Genomic DNA, 18,154 nt, shown 5'->3' with positions numbered 1-18,154 from the left:
CTTGGTTTTTTCACCAACATTTATTGATGAAGCTCAGGTTTATCAAGAATAACCAACGATAAATATATATTTCATTTGAAGTATTGGTCCGGCTCTGCCTTAAATGGCAAAAAAACAAAAAGCACGGACGCCATGATAAAAACCGAACCCCGTCGCCGTTATTGGCTGATAGAGCTGATTGCCTGTTGGGAAGGCCGGGTAACCAGCACCCATCTGCAGCAGTTTTTTGGCCTGAGCCGCCAGCAGGCCAGCAAAGACATCAACCGGTATTTGCAGGAGCAGCCCGGCAACCTGGCCTATTGCGCCTCCCGCAAGGGGCATTTGCCCACCCCGGCCTTCAAGCCCGCCTTTATCTCTGATGATGTGGCCGAATACCTGAACTGGATGACCGGCCAGCGCGCCCACGCCATGCCCGTTGAGCCCGGCTACCGGCTGGAGCACGCCATTCTGGCGTCGCCACCGCGCAACGTCGCCCCCAAGGTGATATGCCCCCTGGTTCATGCCATGCGCCAGAACCACCGGCTGGAGGTGGACTACGGTGCCGTCAGCAAGCCGGACCGGGATGGCCGCATCATAGTGCCCATCCGCTTCGTCAACACCGGCCGGCGCTGGCACCTGCGCGCCTGGTGCGAAAAGGCCCAGGGCTACCGGGACTTTGTGCTGAGCCGCTTCCACGGCGAGCCGGGCCTGGAAGGCCTGCAACAGACCCCCTTGCCCCCCGACACCGCCTGGGACACCCAGGTTAGCCTGATCCTCAAGCCCGATCCCCGCCTAAGCGCGGCCCAGCAGGAGGCTCTGGCCTACGACTACGACATGGTAAACGGCGAACTGCACCTGCCCACCCGTGCCGCCCTGGCCCAGTACCTGCTGAACGAGATGCAGGTGAGCGTGAAAATGCTCGACGGCAATCCCGCCGCCCAGCAACTGATCCTGGCCAATCACGAGGAAATGAAGGAATGGCTGTTCTGACCTGTAAAGCCAGACGACATGTGTTTTTGCACAGCATTGGCGGGGGAGGGGGAATGGGGCAGAGTTGGAATATACATGAGCCTTTCGGCAACATCGACGCAGGATAAGGATTGAGCAAATGGATGATTTATCACCATCAGATTTGAAGACGATACTGCATTCCAAACGGGCCAATCTCTATTACCTGGAGTATTGCCGGGTGCTGGTGAACGGTGGCCGGGTCGAGTACGTCACCGAAGAGGGCAAACAGTCCCTCTACTGGAATATTCCCATTGCCAATACCACGGCCATCCTCCTGGGAACCGGAACTTCCGTGACCCAGGCGGCGATGCGGGAATTCGCCAAGGCGGGCGTCTTGGTTGGTTTTTGCGGTGGCGGCGGCACGCCCTTGTTTGCGGCCAACGAGGCGGAAGTGGCCGTCTCTTGGCTGAACTCCCAAAGCGAATACCGGCCTACCGAATACCTGCAACAGTGGGTCAGTTTCTGGTTCGATGATGATAAACGGTTAGAGGCCGCTATCCGTTTTCAGAAAATGCGGATCGCTCATATTCGCCGTTTATGGCTGGGAGCGAGGATGCAGCGGGAATCCGGTTTCGAGCTAAGCGAATCCCGCTTGAATGGTGTGCTCGACAGTTTTGAAACTCGTCTGGTGGAATGCAGCAGCAGCAACGATGTCTTGGCGCAGGAAGCGGTCATGACTAAGGCACTCTATAAGCTGGCCGGTAATGCAGTGCAGTATGGCGATTTTACCCGTGCTAAGGGCGGCAGCGGAGTTGATACGGCCAACCGTTTTCTCGACCACGGCAATTATCTGGCCTATGGCCTCGCGGCCACCGCTACCTGGGTGATGGGTCTGCCTCACGGTTTGGCGGTGCTCCATGGCAAGACTCGCCGGGGTGGTTTGGTGTTTGATGTGGCGGATCTCATCAAGGATGCTTTAGTGTTGCCCAGTGCCTTTATTGCCGCCATGGCGGGAGAAGAGGAGCAGGAGTTCCGCCAGCGTATTATCTCGGCTTTTCAGCAGGCGCAGGCCATGGATTTGATGATCGACGCCATCAAGGAGGTGGCAGAGGCGTTGAGCGAGGGCAGGTCATGAATATTCTGCTGGTATCCCAATGCAACAAAAGAGCTCTGCAGGACACACGCCGCATTCTTGACCAGTTTGCCGAACGTAAGGGAGATCGTACCTGGCAAACCGTCATTACCCAGGAAGGATTGCTGACCTTGCGCAAGCTGCTGCGCAAAACCGCCAGGCGAAATACGGCGGTGGCCTGTCATTGGCTGAAAACCGGTGGTCGCAGCGAGCTGCTGTGGATTGTCGGCAATATGAGCAAGTTCAACGAACAAGGGACGGTTCCCACCAATACCACCGGCCTGGACGTGCTGAAAACCAAGGATGAGGATAATTGGCACACCGCCGAGGTGATTGCCCTGTTGGCGGGCATTGCCGGCCTGTTCCACGATTTTGGCAAGGCCAACCGATTGTTTCAGGAAAAGCTGCTGGTCATGGCCATGCGTGCCGAACCCTATCGGCATGAGTGGGTTTCCTTGCGGCTGTTCCAGGCCTTTGTGAATGGTCGCAGCGATCAAGAATGGCTGACTCATTTGGAACAGGTATCCCCGAACGATGATGCGGCGATACTGGCCTGTTTGAGGGACATTCAGGATGGCGCCGGTCAGTTGGGAAGTAATCCTTTCAAAGCCTTGCCGCCATTGGCACGTACCATCGGCTGGCTTATCGTCTCTCACCACCGCTTGCCCCAGTTTGTAAAATGCGGGAGTTTGGCTTCGCCTGATCTTGAGTCGTTGGCGATAGACTCGGAACGCCTGAATGCCAGCTGGAATTCGCCCCAGTGTCTCAAGCCGGACTGGACCGATGACGACTGGCAGCAGGTATGGCAATTCGATCAAGGTACCCCGGTTGCCAGCCAAACCTGGTGTAACAAGGCGCATCAGCTTGCCGAACGGGCGCTGAAACACACAGCTTTCCTAAAACGTAACTGGCTGGCAGAAGACCCTTTTACCCTGCATCTGGCCCGGCTTTCTCTGATGCTGGCCGATCACAGCTACTCGGCCGGTGCAGCCGTTGCCAAGTGGCAAGACGATGACTATCAGGCATATGCCAACACCGATAGGGTAACCAGAGCACTCAAGCAGCAGTTGGATGAGCATAATATCGGGGTTGGGCACAATGCGCTGCTATTAGCCCGGCGATTACCCAAGCTGCGCCGTTATCTGCCTGCCATTAGCCGGCACAAAAAGTTAAAAAAACGCAGTACCCTGGCGGAGTACCGCTGGCAGGACAAAGCTTATGAACTGGCACAAGGGCTGGCATCGGCATCATCCCGGCAGGGCTTTTTCGGGGTAAATATGGCCTCGACCGGCTGCGGCAAGACCTTTGCCAATGCCCGTATCATGTACGGCTTGTCGGACGAAAAGCAGGGTTGTCGTTTCAGCGTGGCGCTGGGGTTGCGTACCCTGACCTTGCAAACCGGTGATGCCTTGCGCGAACGGCTGCATCTGGAGTCCGACGAGCTGGCGGTATTGATCGGTTCCCAGGCCGTCAAGCAGTTGCATGAGTTGCGGGTGGAAGATGTGGATAACATTAGCCGCGAGGAAAAAAGTGGCAGTGAGTCGGCAGCTCCATTAGTGGATGAAGATCAGCATGTGCGTTACGACGGCAGTCTGGATGATGGCCCCCTGCGTCGTTGGCTGGAACAGTCGGACAAGCTGCATCAACTGATCAGCGCTCCGGTGTTGGTCAGTACCATCGATCATTTGATACCAGCCACCGAAGGCGGCAGAGGAGGCAAGCAGATAGCGCCCATGTTGCGCTTGCTGACCTCTGATCTGGTACTGGACGAGCCGGACGACTTCGACTTGGCCGACCTGCCTGCCTTGTGCCGTTTGGTTAACTGGGCAGGACTGCTGGGCAGCCGAGTACTGCTGTCATCGGCGACCCTGCCACCGGCGCTGATCTGTGCCTTGTTTGACGCCTACCTGGCGGGCTGTCGTATTTTTAATGTCGCCTGCGGTTTGCCTGAAACTCCAGATTCGGTTTGCTGTGCCTGGTTTGATGAACAGGCGGCGGAGCATGGTCAGCACGCCAACCTGGATAGCTTTAAGGAGCAACATCAGGCATTCGTGACACGGCGGGTAGCGCGGTTAACCAATCGGCAGCATGCGTTACGCATGGCGGAATTACTGCCGGTAGCAGCCGTAGGACAATCAGCTGAGGTCGTTATGCAAGCGGTGGCCAGTACCTTATACAAGGGCATATGGCGCCTGCATCAAGCCCATTCAACCCGGCAACAAGCCAGTGGCAAGACGGCTTCTATCGGGCTAATCCGCATGGCCAATATCAAGGATCTGGTGGCAGTGAGCCAGCAATTATGTCAGCTGGCGCCGCCCGCAGATTTTCGGCTGCACTTTTGTGTTTATCACAGTCAGCACCCCATGCTGGTGCGCTCCAAAATGGAGGCAAGATTGGATGCCGCGTTGGACCGTCATCACTCAGATGCCCTCTGGGAGGTTCCCGAGATCAAAGCTGCCTTGAACAAGCATCCGGAGCGGCATCATGTATTTGTGGTGTGCAGTTCTCCCGTTGCAGAAGTTGGGCGTGATCATGATTATGACTGGGCTATTGCCGAACCCAGCTCCATGCGCTCTTTAATCCAGCTGGCGGGGCGTATTCAGCGCCATCGGAAGCAGCCACCTGAACAACCTAATTTATTGATATTTAACAAGAATATAAAGGCGTTGCGGGGTAAGTCACCGGCTTATCTTCATCCCGGGTTTGAACATGAACGTGAACCCGAATTTCAGCTTAAACAACATGATCTCGGAGCAATTCTGGAGCCGGAGCAATATCGCTGGATCAATGCCAATCCACGCATCCTCAGACCTGTGCCATTGCGCCACCAGAATAATCTGGTAGGACTGGAACATGCTCATCTGTCGGCCCAGTTGTTTGGTCATAAAAAGATCGCCAATTACGCCGCCCAGTGGTGGCGTCATCAGTCTGCTTGGTGTTTTGAGCTACAGCGCCTGCTGCCGTTTCGTCAGTCCAGGCCGGATGAGCGTTTCTTTTTATGGCTGCAGGAAGAAGGCGACCACTGGCGCTTTTGTTCCCTGGCAGATGATGGCAATCCCGAACTGAGGGAAAAGAGTTTTAAACGGGTGAGCTATCAGTGTGCCCCTGCGGTGAGTCCCTGGCTTGACAACGATCCAGAGGCATTGATTGGCGAGTTGGCCGAGCGGCTGGATCAGGATGTAGAGCGGGTAAGCCTGCGCTTTACCGAGCTGCGTCTCAGGGTAGGTAATGAAAATACCATCATTAAATGGCACTACCATCCCTGGTTTGGGGTGTACGACATGCCGGATTAGGCATGTCGTACATGCTGCCTGTTCGGCAGTTGAGTTGCGTTAGTCGATGAGACTCTTATTTCTGAGCTGTCTGTTCGACAGTACAGGCATGATAACTCACTTGGGTTGCAGAAAGAAAATTTTTTCTTGTGAGACTCTTAGGTTTGATTTTTGTGTTTTTAGGTGTAGTATGAATCCTGTCAGGGTTGAGCAGATGTATCTTGCTGCTTGATTGTATTATGCAGATAGGGCTCATGATGAAGCGGTTAACAAAGCGATTGATGATTGGGTTGTGTGGAGCCGGGGTGGGAGCTTTGGTATCGGTCAATATGTCTATCCAGATTGTGGTGTCTTTCCCCGTATTACATTTGATTGGAATCTGATAAAAGGAGAGCCTGATGCCGAGTTCTAAGCTAAGCGCGGCGATATCGGAATATATTGCTGATCGCAGCAGTATCCGGCTGGAGAAGCTGGACAAGGAAGCAGAAAAAAAACGTAGCAGTCTGGCAACAGATCCTGATGCCCTGTACGAGTGGGAAGCGACATATACTGAGCAACGACAGTTGGAAATCGAGAAGTACTCACCTGCCAACTGGCTGGATGCTGCTTCTGGTAGAGCTAAGCAGATAAATCTGGTCACCCATGCGCTGAAATACAGCCATAGTGATGCTAAAGGCAGCAGTTTGTTTTCTCTGACCAAGTCAGAGATGGAAGACTATCTTGGCAGCGGTAATTTAATGGCGCCCAAGCTGGATGTGGTCGGTAATGCGGCGGCATTGGATGTGGCAAACTTGCTGCTGTTGCAGGCTGATGGTGTACGGCTGATTGACTTGTTGTCCAAGGGTGATGCCAGCCCTTTGCAGCCTTTTGCGAAAAATGAAGAGCAACTGTCCGCCTGGCTGCATGGGTTTCGACAAGCACTGCAAAGCCGAGACCCAAGCTCTCATAAGCTGGCCAAACAAATTTATTTCCCGGTAGCGGCCCATGGATACCACCTGCTTGGGCCTCTGTTTTCATCGGCGCTGACACAGGCATGTTTTGAGCGGGTAAATAACAGCCGTTTTTCCGATAGCGCCAAGGAAGCGAGAAAGGCCCGATCCGACAAGCGCCCTCATCAGGAAGTGATCGTCGATTATCCCCAGTTGGCGATACAGACCTTTGGCGGCACCAAACCCCAGAATATTTCCCTGCTGAACAGTCAGCGTGGCGGCAAGGCGTATCTGCTTAATTGTCAGCCACCGCACTGGCAAACCCGCGTGACACCACCGGCTCATTCAAACGCCTTCTGGGGGCAGTATGCTCGCCAAAGTCGGCCTGTTGTGAATGAGCTGAAGACCTTCTTGATTGCGGTAAGCGATAAAGACAGCAACGTAAAGATCCGCAATCGGCGCAAAAAACTGCTGGCGACGCTGGTGGCCGATTTGCATCAGCTGGCGGCCCGCTATCAGTCACTGGCTGCGGGTTGGAGCTTGGCATCCGATATCAGCACCGTAGAGAAATACTGGCTGGATCCTCGTCGTGCCGATACTGCCTTTGTGGACGGACGGGCAGCCACAGACTGGCAGCAGGAGATTGCCCAGTATTTTGGCCAATGGCTGAATAAACAGTTGCAGCACAAGAAGCTGTCGATGAAGGATGTCGAGTCCAATGAATGGGCGGGCCAACTGGAGCGGGAGTTGCGGCTCCTGCGGGAAGATATGGAGGCAATGGTATGAAGTCCCTGTTACAGCTCCGCCATATTCGGGTGGAAAATGCCAATGCCATTACCGGTTTAACCTGGGGTTTTCCGGGGATCGCCAACTTTCTGGGCTTCACCCATGCGTTGTCGCGCAAGCTGGATCAGCGCTGTGGTTTGACCTTGGGCGGCTGCGCCGTGATTGGCCATGAGCATCAGGTACAGGCTTATCAGCCCGGTGGCTGGGGTGAACATGTGTTTGCCCTTACGCGCAATCCATTGACCAGAGAGGGAAACACGGCTCCCTTCAATGAAGAAGGGCGTATGCACATGACGGTGACCCTGCTGATTGAGTGTGAGTTTGACGCAGAAGAGATAAACCTGGCAGGCGGCACACTGGAACAAAAAATCGCCGGGCTGAAAGAGCTGGTGCATGAACTGGCGCTGTGCCAACGACTGGCCGGCGGCACCATTACCGACATTGCTCAGGTTCGCTGGCAGGAGCTGGAGCGGGATCAGAAAGAGCGAGCCCGCATGACGCGTCGGCTGATGCTGGGACTGTTGCCGGGCTTTGTGCTAGTGGATCGTCATGACGTATTAGCAGCACACCATCGACAACGGCAAGAGCAGGCATCGGGCTCCCAGATTGAACTGCTTGATAGCTTGCTCGATTTTGTGGCGCTTAAATATCAGCCTGAGACCGGGGAAAACCAGGAAAAGGTTGAGTGGCGGCGTCAACCCAAACCGTCACCAGGCTATCTGGTGCCTATTGCCGTCGGTTATCAGGCCATATCTCCGTTGTACGACCCAGGAACTGTCGCCAACAGCCGTGATCCCGACACTCCCTTTCGTTTCGTGGAGTCGGTATACAGCTTGGGGCAATGGCTGAGCCCTCACCGAGTCAACGAGTTGGAAACGATATTTTGGTCTTACCGATATCAGGATGAGCTTTATCTTTGCAGTAATGCTTATCAGGAAGATGACGAAGAATCTAACGACTTTGAAGATAACTTTTAAGGAATAATATCATGGCTAAAAACACCCTTAAGACCGCATCCGTACTGGCTTTTGAACGTAAGCTCGCCAATTCCGATGCGCTGATGCACGCGGGTAACTGGCAACATAGAGAGCAAAGCCAAAGCTGGCAGCCGTTGGCTATTCAGAGCAAGGATGTGCGAGGCACTATTTCCAACCGTCTGAAAAACGCCATCGCCAATGATCCGGCAAAAGTGGATGCGGAGATCCAGAAAGCGAACCTGCAACGGGTGGATATGGTGGCTCTGCCTTTTGATGCGGACACCTTGAAAGTCAGTTTTACCCTGAGAGTACTGGGGGATCTGGCTACTCCCTCATCCTGTAATGACCAGGCTTATCAGGCCGCTCTGGCCGGGAAAATTCTGGGTTATATCGAGGAGCAGCAGTTTCACGAGTTGGCGAACCGTTATGCGGAAAACCTAGCGAACGGCCGTTTTCTGTGGCGCAACCGGGTAGGTGCAGAAGCGATGGAAGTGCATATTGCTCATATTGTGGAGCAAAAGGTACAGACCAGTTGGGTGTTTAATGCCCAGCATTTCAATCTGCGTGCATTCAATCGCGATCAGGGTGATTTGACTTCCCTGGCTGAGGTGATTCGCCAGGGCTTGCTGGGTAACCGTTTTGCTTTTTTGCAGGTGGAAGCCTTTGTACGGCTGGGTGCCGGGCAGGAAGTGTTCCCATCCCAGGAGCTGGTGCTCAATGGCAGCCGTGATAACAGCAAAAGCAAATACCTCTACCAGGTGGGCGACGTAGCGGCGATGCACTCCCAAAAAATCGGTAATGCGTTGCGCACCATCGATACCTGGTATCCGGGAGCGAAAGAGCTGGGCCCCATTGCCGTTGAACCCTATGGCTCGGTAACCAACCGCGGCACTGCCTATCGCCAGCCCAAAGAAAACATGGACTTTTACAGTCTGCTAGACCGCTGGGTGTTGAAAGATGAAGCTCCGTCTATCGATCAGCAGCATTATGTGATTGCTACCCTGGTGCGAGGTGGTGTTTTTGGTGAAAAGGCTGACTAAGGAGCATATATGGACCATTACCTTGATATCAGGGTGCTGCCGGATCCGGAATTCAGCCAGAGTGATTTGCTTAATGCTGTTTTTGCCAAACTGCATCGGCAGTTGGGGCAAAAGACGCAGGGCAAAGTAGGTGTTAGTTTCCCTCGGTTTGAAAAACGTCTGGGTGATGTGCTGCGATTACATGGCTCCAGGCATGATCTTGAGGTGTTGCTGACAGATAACTGGCTGCAGGGGCTGAAGGATTATACCCAGAGTACAGCTTTGCAAGCGGTGCCTGAGCTGGTTCAGTACCGCACCGTCAGCCGTGTACAAGCAAAAAGCGCTCATAACAAACGCAAACGTTCAATAGCCAAAGGTTGGTTAAGTGAAGCAGAGGCTTGGCAGCAGATACCGGAAGGACAGCAAAAACGTTTGACCCTGCCCTTTGTGCAACTGCGCAGTCTTTCCAATGGCAATAGGTTGCGGGTCTATATCGAACACGGCCCTCTGTTGGATAAGCCAAGCGATGGTGTTTTTAGTGCTTACGGTCTAAGCCGTACCGCGACTATTCCCTGGTTCTGAACCTTTTATTTAGGTCATGAGATAAGCCATTGTTAATCAATGGGTTATCTTTATGTGTTTAAAGAAGGGTTTTGGATAAAAATAAATATTATCTTTAACAATCAGTAAGTTATAACTAAAGTACGACTGTTCGCTGCCGCACAGGCAGCTCAGAAAGCAAATCGTGCGCAATGGAATAGGTGAAATTTGTTCGCTGCCGCACAGGCAGCTCAGAAAGGGCCGGAAGAGGTGGCGCAATCGGTAACAACGTTCGCTGCCGCACAGGCAGCTCAGAAAGTTATCGGATCGGACACCGGAAAGAGCGTCATGTTCGCTGCCGCACAGGCAGCTCAGAAAAAGGGCACGCTCTGCGGACAGGTTGGTGCCGAGTTCGCTGCCGCACAGGCAGCTCAGAAAACAACTGGCACATGGATTGGTGACGACGAAAAGTTCGCTGCCGCACAGGCAGCTCAGAAAATCAACGAAACCCTTATAACCTCGGCCTTGCTGTTCGCTGCCGCACAGGCAGCTCAGAAAACTGCTTGCGGAGCGTTGCTGGGCAAAGGACAGTTCGCTGCCGCACAGGCAGCTCAGAAAATAACTGCTACTTGTATAGCTAGCACTACCCAGTTCGCTGCCGCACAGGCAGCTCAGAAAGCAGCTTATGCAGGGCTGATCCTTATCCCTAAGTTCGCTGCCGCACAGGCAGCTCAGAAATCGGTCAGTACCCCCACGGTCCAGCCCTCGTGGTTCGCTGCCGCACAGGCAGCTCAGAAATCCAGGAATACCAAGTCCTGGCGGCTCAGCTCGTTCGCTGCCGCACAGGCAGCTCAGAAAATATATGTGCGCGAGACCGGCGATGCCGATGAGTTCGCTGCCGCACAGGCAGCTCAGAAATGGACAGCCGCAGGGGCTCGCCTGTGCGGCCAGTTCGCTGCCGCACAGGCAGCTCAGAAAAGCAGCTTCCAGTAGCGTCACGGCTCGTTCCTGTTCGCTGCCGCACAGGCAGCTCAGAAATTGCCAGTCTTGCTGAGCCAATCGCAACTTTTGTTCGCTGCCGCACAGGCAGCTCAGAAAGTCCCTGTCGATTATACCAGTGCCCTTGATAGGTTCGCTGCCGCACAGGCAGCTCAGAAAGTCTGGTCGGTCTGGGGACATGGACCCCCTGAGTTCGCTGCCGCACAGGCAGCTCAGAAATCCAGCTTGTATGTGTAATACGGACTATCGACGTTCGCTGCCGCACAGGCAGCTCAGAAAAAATAGAGAGAGAAACACTATGGACGTTACCGGTTCGCTGCCGCACAGGCAGCTCAGAAATCCTGGCGGCGGTACAGATGCACGGCGTGCCAGTTCGCTGCCGCACAGGCAGCTCAGAAATGGGCCTGAGCATCGATGACCTGGACGGCCTCGTTCGCTGCCGCACAGGCAGCTCAGAAACGCACCAGGGCTTTAGCCGTGACCATGGCGATGTTCGCTGCCGCACAGGCAGCTCAGAAAAGTAAGTGACGATTTCATGCCGCTAGGGTTTCGTTCGCTGCCGCACAGGCAGCTCAGAAATCTTTGTTCAGCTCGGCATCAAACACCGTGACGTTCGCTGCCGCACAGGCAGCTCAGAAAGTTTCCACCATCATCAGCGCCGGCTCGGCGTTGTTCGCTGCCGCACAGGCAGCTCAGAAATACCAGGATTTTAAGCCGCTTCTCCTTCTCCAGTTCGCTGCCGCACAGGCAGCTCAGAAAAGTTTGCGGATGTGCTGATTTATCAGGGTTGGGTTCGCTGCCGCACAGGCAGCTCAGAAAGGCTTGTTTGGCCGCGTTGCGTTCGGCCACCTGTTCGCTGCCGCACAGGCAGCTCAGAAAAAAAAAACCTGTCTGTGGACCGGGGGGGGGTTGTTCGCTGCCGCACAGGCAGCTCAGAAACCACTGGTTCACCGGGCTTTGCCGGGAGGACAGTTCGCTGCCGCACAGGCAGCTCAGAAATCCCTCGCCTTAAGCATGGCGTCGGCCATTTCGTTCGCTGCCGCACAGGCAGCTCAGAAAAACCAGGGCACTCTGGTAGTCAAGCGCACCACGTTCGCTGCCGCACAGGCAGCTCAGAAAATCGCCGATCATGGCGACGCGCTTACCATCTGGTTCGCTGCCGCACAGGCAGCTCAGAAAATTACCGTGCGCCTGCCTCAATCACTCGTAAAGTTCGCTGCCGCACAGGCAGCTCAGAAACACGGTAACAATGATTTCATCGTCGTCTTCCTGTTCGCTGCCGCACAGGCAGCTCAGAAAGCCGTCTGGAGTCAGGAACAAGACGACCAGTAGTTCGCTGCCGCACAGGCAGCTCAGAAAATTGGTAAGAGCCCGGACAGAGTCAAAGCATTGTTCGCTGCCGCACAGGCAGCTCAGAAATGGCCAGCGGCAGCTGCCTGGCCTATTTGTGTGTTCGCTGCCGCACAGGCAGCTCAGAAAACAAGATGATCGGCATCCAGTGCCAGGGGGTCGTTCGCTGCCGCACAGGCAGCTCAGAAAAATACAAACCGTTGGGTGCGCTGGCAATTCTGGTTCGCTGCCGCACAGGCAGCTCAGAAAGGCAACACATCGGTTGGAGTTGGATACGAGCAGTTCGCTGCCGCACAGGCAGCTCAGAAAGACACACACAGACAGGCACCGGTGGGTGATAAGTTCGCTGCCGCACAGGCAGCTCAGAAAATTGCCAGGCACTGGTTAAAGCGGGCAGAGAAGTTCGCTGCCGCACAGGCAGCTCAGAAAACTACGATAGGTCCAGGGACCACAACGAAAACGTTCGCTGCCGCACAGGCAGCTCAGAAATTCCTGGCTATCGCCAATGAATACCGGCTGAAGTTCGCTGCCGCACAGGCAGCTCAGAAATTGTGTTCGCCAATAGCCCGACACTGGTTAGCGTTCGCTGCCGCACAGGCAGCTCAGAAAACGCTTCGATAACTGAATGTGCCGCCAGGGCAGTTCGCTGCCGCACAGGCAGCTCAGAAATGGCTGTTAGATTAGCGCCCACAGTTGGCAAGGTTCGCTGCCGCACAGGCAGCTCAGAAACAGTAGCTCACCAACGGTCAGCGTGGCCGCCGTGTTCGCTGCCGCACAGGCAGCTCAGAAATGCGCGGGGCGAACCTGAGCGGGGCGGACCTGGTTCGCTGCCGCACAGGCAGCTCAGAAAAAAGCGGGGTTTCTCGGCCCGTTTGGTTTCGTGTTCGCTGCCGCACAGGCAGCTCAGAAACGTTCGAGCTGTTCGGCAATGTTGTTATAACTGTTCGCTGCCGCACAGGCAGCTCAGAAATACCTCCGTCGCGTAATGCGCTGAGTTAAATCGTTCGCTGCCGCACAGGCAGCTCAGAAAGCACTGCGGCGCATGGATAGCATGCTTGCACAGTTCGCTGCCGCACAGGCAGCTCAGAAAACGCTGTCGGGCTTGCCGAGCTGGATCACCCGGTTCGCTGCCGCACAGGCAGCTCAGAAATTTGGATTCATCAAACTCCTCAAAATAAGGAAGTTCGCTGCCGCACAGGCAGCTCAGAAAACCATTGCCATTGGTGCCGATGGATATAGAGCGTTCGCTGCCGCACAGGCAGCTCAGAAACACAGAAGGCGCCAGTTTTGAGCCACCTATTTGTTCGCTGCCGCACAGGCAGCTCAGAAAACTTGGCGGCGGATGGCTGTTCTGATGTTCATGTTCGCTGCCGCACAGGCAGCTCAGAAATTGGTGCGTCCGCGCCATGGGCGGTTGTCGGCGTTCGCTGCCGCACAGGCAGCTCAGAAAAGTTAGAGCAAAGCGTTAGGGAGCATGAACATGTTCGCTGCCGCACAGGCAGCTCAGAAAGGTAAAAACTGGTAACGCCGGCCGCATTCTAGGTTCGCTGCCGCACAGGCAGCTCAGAAATGTCGCAAGGTACACATGCCACGAGTCGAACCGTTCGCTGCCGCACAGGCAGCTCAGAAATTGATGATGATGGTATCTCTCTCCATCGTGTAGTTCGCTGCCGCACAGGCAGCTCAGAAAATCTCGCAAACGAAAATCAGCGCATCCTCGTTGTTCGCTGCCGCACAGGCAGCTCAGAAAAGCGGAAGCCGTCAAGAATGGGTTATTTATAGGTTCGCTGCCGCACAGGCAGCTCAGAAAACACCCCGAGCTTTGGCCTTGTTCGTTGGAAAGTTCGCTGCCGCACAGGCAGCTCAGAAATTGATGGTGATGGTGTCTCGCTCCATCTTGTAGTTCGCTGCCGCACAGGCAGCTCAGAAAAAGTGGTGTGGCAGACATGCAGTTTCAACCCAGTTCGCTGCCGCACAGGCAGCTCAGAAAGCCTGGACAGGGGAAATATTGTTCCCCGTTGAGTTCGCTGCCGCACAGGCAGCTCAGAAATTCCAGTGACAGTTCAGGCAGGATCTCAACACGTTCGCTGCCGCACAGGCAGCTCAGAAAGTAGTGCGCTTTTCGGTGTTGCTGTCTAAAATGTTCGCTGCCGCACAGGCAGCTCAGAAAATCCACGACAACGGATATGCTGTACGCTGGTAGTTCGCTGCCGCACAGGCAGCTCAGAAATCAGACGTCCGCGATCTGCGCATGTCCGCCCAGTTCGCTGCCGCACAGGCAGCTCAGAAAACGTTGTTGACCAGGTTGATCACGGTGCCGTCGTTCGCTGCCGCACAGGCAGCTCAGAAATGCCAACCGGCACTCCGCTGGCAGGGCTGAAAGTTCGCTGCCGCACAGGCAGCTCAGAAACAGATGGCGGTGGGCGACGGCAACGGCAACGCGTTCGCTGCCGCACAGGCAGCTCAGAAAAGTCAGCAGGACGTTAGTGCCCACGGTTGATAGTTCGCTGCCGCACAGGCAGCTCAGAAAATCATCAAGGCGAAGAACGCTCAGAATTACTCGTTCGCTGCCGCACAGGCAGCTCAGAAAATCCAAAAAAGGCGGATTACTCCGCCTGCTCAGTTCGCTGCCGCACAGGCAGCTCAGAAATGTTCGCGGGTGGCGGCGTTGGTCACGGTGACGTTCGCTGCCGCACAGGCAGCTCAGAAATGCACGCGACCACGTACAAGCGCCGTCATACGGTTCGCTGCCGCACAGGCAGCTCAGAAAAGCAAGGCGGACGTGGCCGCCTACCTCAACCAGTTCGCTGCCGCACAGGCAGCTCAGAAATCGGGCGGCACCAGCGCCGGCGCGCGCACCACGTTCGCTGCCGCACAGGCAGCTCAGAAAATCGGCTGGGAGGCCGCCGGCACCCTACTGATGTTCGCTGCCGCACAGGCAGCTCAGAAAAGCAGGGACGTGAAGCCCAAGCCAGCGCCCAGGTTCGCTGCCGCACAGGCAGCTCAGAAACGGAGGTGACGGCGTTCCGTGCCTTCGATTTCGTTCGCTGCCGCACAGGCAGCTCAGAAAGAGAAGGGTTACCGCTGACACGGAGTAAAGAAGTTCGCTGCCGCACAGGCAGCTCAGAAACATGAAAATCAAATCCATTGCAGTGAAATCCGTGTTCGCTGCCGCACAGGCAGCTCAGAAACCGAAATGCTCCTTGTACCCATCGGAATACATTGTTCGCTGCCGCACAGGCAGCTCAGAAAAGCAGAAGGCAGTGTAGAGCCTGCCCCATATCGTTCGCTGCCGCACAGGCAGCTCAGAAATGATCGGATACCTCTTTCAGCTTGGCGGTGGCGTTCGCTGCCGCACAGGCAGCTCAGAAAATCACCCTGAGTGATACCGGCCCTGCCGCCAACCTAGCTGCCGCACAGGCAGCTCAGAAATGCCGGAACAGCCGTGTAATGAGCGCCGAAAGCCTAGCTGCCGCACAGGCAGCTCAGAAAAGGGGCAACATGGTCGAGGCAGTCAGCCCGCTCCTAGCTGCCGCACAGGCAGCTCAGAAAACTGTGGATAATAGTGATTGGAAGATAATTGTCCTAGCTGCCGCACAGGCAGCTCAGAAATGCGGCCAGACGATCAGGTGGTGTTCGCCCTCCCTAGCTGCCGCACAGGCAGCTCAGAAAAAGCCGCTCTCGATACCGCATTTACCGCCGTACCTAGCTGCCGCGCAGGCAGCTCAGAAATCATCGAATCCCGCATCGGAAGGAGGGTTGCTCCTAGCTGCCGCGCAGGCAGCTCAGAAAAAAACGTCTGACGACTTCTCGACCGTCATCGGCCTAGCTGCCGCGCAGGCAGCTCAGAAATCCACCGATACCGCCTCCATCCCCTGGGGGGACCTAGCTGCCGCGCAGGCAGCTCATAAAGTTTCGCCGACCCAAGCTGATCACCACCCTGAGTTCGCTGCCGCACAGGCAGCTCAGAAATGGGCGGGAAACGTGGCCGAACCGGCGCGGAAGTTCGCTGCCGCACAGGCAGCTCAGAAAAAACTGAAAACCGTCGACGGTGCCGGTTCGGGTCTAGCTGCCGCGCAGGCAGCTCAGAAAGCAATCATCGCCAATGAATAGGCTGGCATAGCCCCCGCTGCCGGACAGGCAGCTTATAAATTGTACTGCATTAGGTCGGAACCGGCATTTACTGCCACATAGACAGTATTGGTTACGTCTTAGTTAACTGTTGCTACCTGTATATCTGGCTTGGTGTTGGTTCTTTCTCACTTACATTAATTCGAATGAAAAAAGACCGGTGTTGATTCAGGCCGTAGTGGTCAACTAAATCCGGATAGTAAATGATGTTTTCTTCTGCCCTTGTCGGTGGAGGAGATGACTGTGGCCTCGGCCCTGGGGTCGGATTCGAGCTTTTCAGGGCCACTATGGGCAGGTACCGATGGCCAGGAAGGCGTAAATCGGAAGGTAATGGCCTGGATAAAGGCCAGTTTCTGGCGAGACAGCGGGAGTCCGTCAAATAGCGGGTGAGACAAGGGGCCGATTATCAGTGGCGTGCCAGGGCGGAGAAAGGGATCAGGGGCGTTCAGATCGCAGAGCTGTTATTCGGCCGGGGATATTAAAAATCAATCAGTTGCCCGGCGTCTTTTTAGGTCGGGCACTGTAAAGGCGGGTCCAGTGGCTTTCAAGCGGTGCTTGAAAAATGCCTGATTATTTCGGCCATTGTGTCTGATGGCGCGGCGAGGGTCCTTGCACTAATCTGAAATTACTGTCTGATAGTGGAAGGAGTTTACCATGCGTACGTTAGTATCTGCCTTTGTTGGCCTGGCCCTGCTGGGTGCCAGCGGGGCGGCCCTGGCTCACAATTGTCCTAATGAGATGCAGGCCATCGACGCCAAGCTGGCGGAAAATCCCATGCTCTCCGCCGAGGATATGGAAAAAGTGATCGAGTTGCGCGCCGAGGGCGAGGCCCTGCATAACGCCGGCAAACATGATGAATCGATGGCGGCATTGGGCGAGGCCAAGTCCATCCTGGATATTTAAGCGCTCACGTTAGACACCAAAACAACCCCACAGCTATCGGCTGTGGGGTTGTTTTTGGGCACTTCACGGCAGGCCAGTGGGAGACCCGACCTCGGGCCGATATACGGGCACACTATCGCGGGGAGCCGCCGTTCCCCCAGCGGCCGCCGTCAGCGGCTGAGTTCGCCGCGCAGGTTCTGGCCCATCAGCCGGCGAATTTCCTCCGCCGGCAGGTTTTTGCTCAGCAGGTAATGCAGCTTGGTCAGGGCGGCCTCGGTGGTCATGTCGTAGCCGGAGATCACCCCGGCGCGGGCCAGGGCGTGACCGGTGGCGTAGCCTTCCATGTTCACGGTGCCGCGCAGGCACTGGGTCAGGTTGACGATGATCACCCCCCGCGCGGAGGCCTGTTTGAGCAGGTCGAGCATGGCGTCGTTTTGCGGCGCGTTGCCCACCCCGAAGGAGAGCAGGATCAAGGCCTTCACCGGCTGTTGCAGGATATTGGCAAGCACCTCGGCAGAAATGCCCGGATACAGGGTCACCACCCCGATGGGCTGGGGGGTGATGGGGCTCACCCGCAGGGCCTTGCCTTCGGCCTGGCCCAGGGTGCCGGCCTGCAGTTGGATATGAATGCCGGCATTGAGCAGGGGCGGGAAGTTGGGGGAGTCGAAGGCATTAAAGCCGTCCGCGTGGACCTTGCTGGCCCGGTTGCCCCGGTACAGCTGGTTGTTGAAGAACAGCGTCACCTCGTGGATGGGGTAGTGGGCGGCGATATAGAGGGCGTTGAGCAGGTTGGGCCTGCCGTCGGAGCGCAGCTCGGCCAGGGGGATCTGGGAGCCGGTGACGATCACCGGTTTTTCCAGATCTTCCAGCATAAAAGACAGCGCCGAGGCGGTGAAGGCCATGGTATCCGTGCCGTGCAGCACCACAAAGCCGTCGTATTGCTGGTAGTTGGCACGGATGTCGTCGGCGATGCGTTGCCAGTCGGCCGGTGACATATCGGCGGAGTCGATCAGCGGGCTGTATTCGTGGATATGGTAGTCGGGCATTTCCGGACGCTGAAACTCCGCGGTGCGGGCCAGGCAGTCGGTCATAAAGCCGGCCACCGGTACATAGCCCTTACTGGACTTCTGCATGCCGATGGTGCCGCCGGTATAGGCGATGTAGACAGCCTTTTTGCTCATCTGGGTTTCCGTTGCAGACGCGCCCG

Annotated in this window: 9 protein-coding genes and 1 CRISPR repeat array; of the genes, 8 read left to right on the top strand and 1 reads right to left on the bottom strand. The window is 55.9% G+C overall.

Features of this window, described 5'->3' with window-relative positions; translation table 11 throughout:
- The first annotated feature begins 132 nt into the window (after positions 1-132).
- The 8 genes from ABD806_RS05110 to ABD806_RS05075 all read left to right on the top strand — a co-directional run bounded on the left by ABD806_RS05110 (position 133) and on the right by ABD806_RS05075 (position 16,968).
- Positions 133-969: a BrxR family helix-turn-helix transcriptional regulator gene (locus ABD806_RS05110; RefSeq protein ID WP_344955372.1), complete on the top strand. Its 837-nt coding sequence runs from the start codon at positions 133-135 to the stop codon at positions 967-969.
- 118 nt (positions 970-1,087) lie between these two features.
- Positions 1,088-2,065: a type I-F CRISPR-associated endonuclease Cas1f gene (gene cas1f, locus ABD806_RS05105; protein ID WP_344955370.1), complete on the top strand. Its 978-nt coding sequence runs from the start codon at positions 1,088-1,090 to the stop codon at positions 2,063-2,065.
- Positions 2,062-5,355 carry a type I-F CRISPR-associated helicase Cas3f gene (gene cas3f / locus ABD806_RS05100; protein ID WP_344955368.1) on the top strand — a complete coding sequence of 1,098 codons (3,294 nt, stop codon included), beginning with the start codon at positions 2,062-2,064 and terminating at the stop codon, positions 5,353-5,355. Before cas1f ends, cas3f begins: the two co-directional genes overlap by 4 nt.
- Before the next feature lie 377 nt (positions 5,356-5,732).
- A complete protein-coding gene (csy1, locus tag ABD806_RS05095) occupies positions 5,733-7,049 on the top strand; it encodes a type I-F CRISPR-associated protein Csy1 (protein WP_344955366.1) in 1,317 nt (438 codons plus the stop codon).
- Positions 7,046-8,026 (top strand): type I-F CRISPR-associated protein Csy2, encoded by a 981-nt coding sequence (gene csy2 / locus ABD806_RS05090; RefSeq protein ID WP_344955364.1) that lies wholly within the window; start codon positions 7,046-7,048, stop codon positions 8,024-8,026. Before csy1 ends, csy2 begins: the two co-directional genes overlap by 4 nt.
- Before the next feature lie 11 nt (positions 8,027-8,037).
- Complete coding sequence (gene csy3, locus ABD806_RS05085; RefSeq protein WP_344955362.1) at positions 8,038-9,066, top strand: type I-F CRISPR-associated protein Csy3; 1,029 nt, start codon at positions 8,038-8,040, stop codon at positions 9,064-9,066.
- Positions 9,067-9,075: 9 nt separating this feature from the next.
- On the top strand, positions 9,076-9,627 hold the full coding sequence (cas6f, locus tag ABD806_RS05080) for a type I-F CRISPR-associated endoribonuclease Cas6/Csy4 (RefSeq protein WP_344955360.1): 552 nt from the start codon (positions 9,076-9,078) through the stop codon (positions 9,625-9,627).
- 128 nt (positions 9,628-9,755) lie between these two features.
- A CRISPR array of direct repeats spans positions 9,756-16,026; the repeat unit is 28 nt; unit sequence GTTCGCTGCCGCACAGGCAGCTCAGAAA.
- A 693-nt stretch (positions 16,027-16,719) separates the two neighbouring features.
- A complete protein-coding gene (locus ABD806_RS05075) occupies positions 16,720-16,968 on the top strand; it encodes a hypothetical protein (protein WP_344955358.1) in 249 nt (82 codons plus the stop codon).
- A gap of 149 nt (positions 16,969-17,117) precedes the next feature.
- On the opposite strand, the gene ansA is transcribed toward ABD806_RS05075, so the two are convergent.
- Positions 17,118-18,128 carry an asparaginase gene (gene ansA / locus ABD806_RS05070; protein ID WP_344955356.1) on the bottom strand — a complete coding sequence of 337 codons (1,011 nt, stop codon included), beginning with the start codon at positions 18,126-18,128 and terminating at the stop codon, positions 17,118-17,120.
- Positions 18,129-18,154: the final 26 nt, after the last annotated feature.

It is taken from the genome of Zobellella aerophila (assembly GCF_039539325.1).
GTDB classification, from domain to species: Bacteria; Pseudomonadota; Gammaproteobacteria; order Enterobacterales; family Aeromonadaceae; genus Oceanimonas; species Oceanimonas aerophila.
Note: the sequence above shows the minus strand (reverse complement) of the source record. Positions and strands in the feature narration are given on the sequence as shown.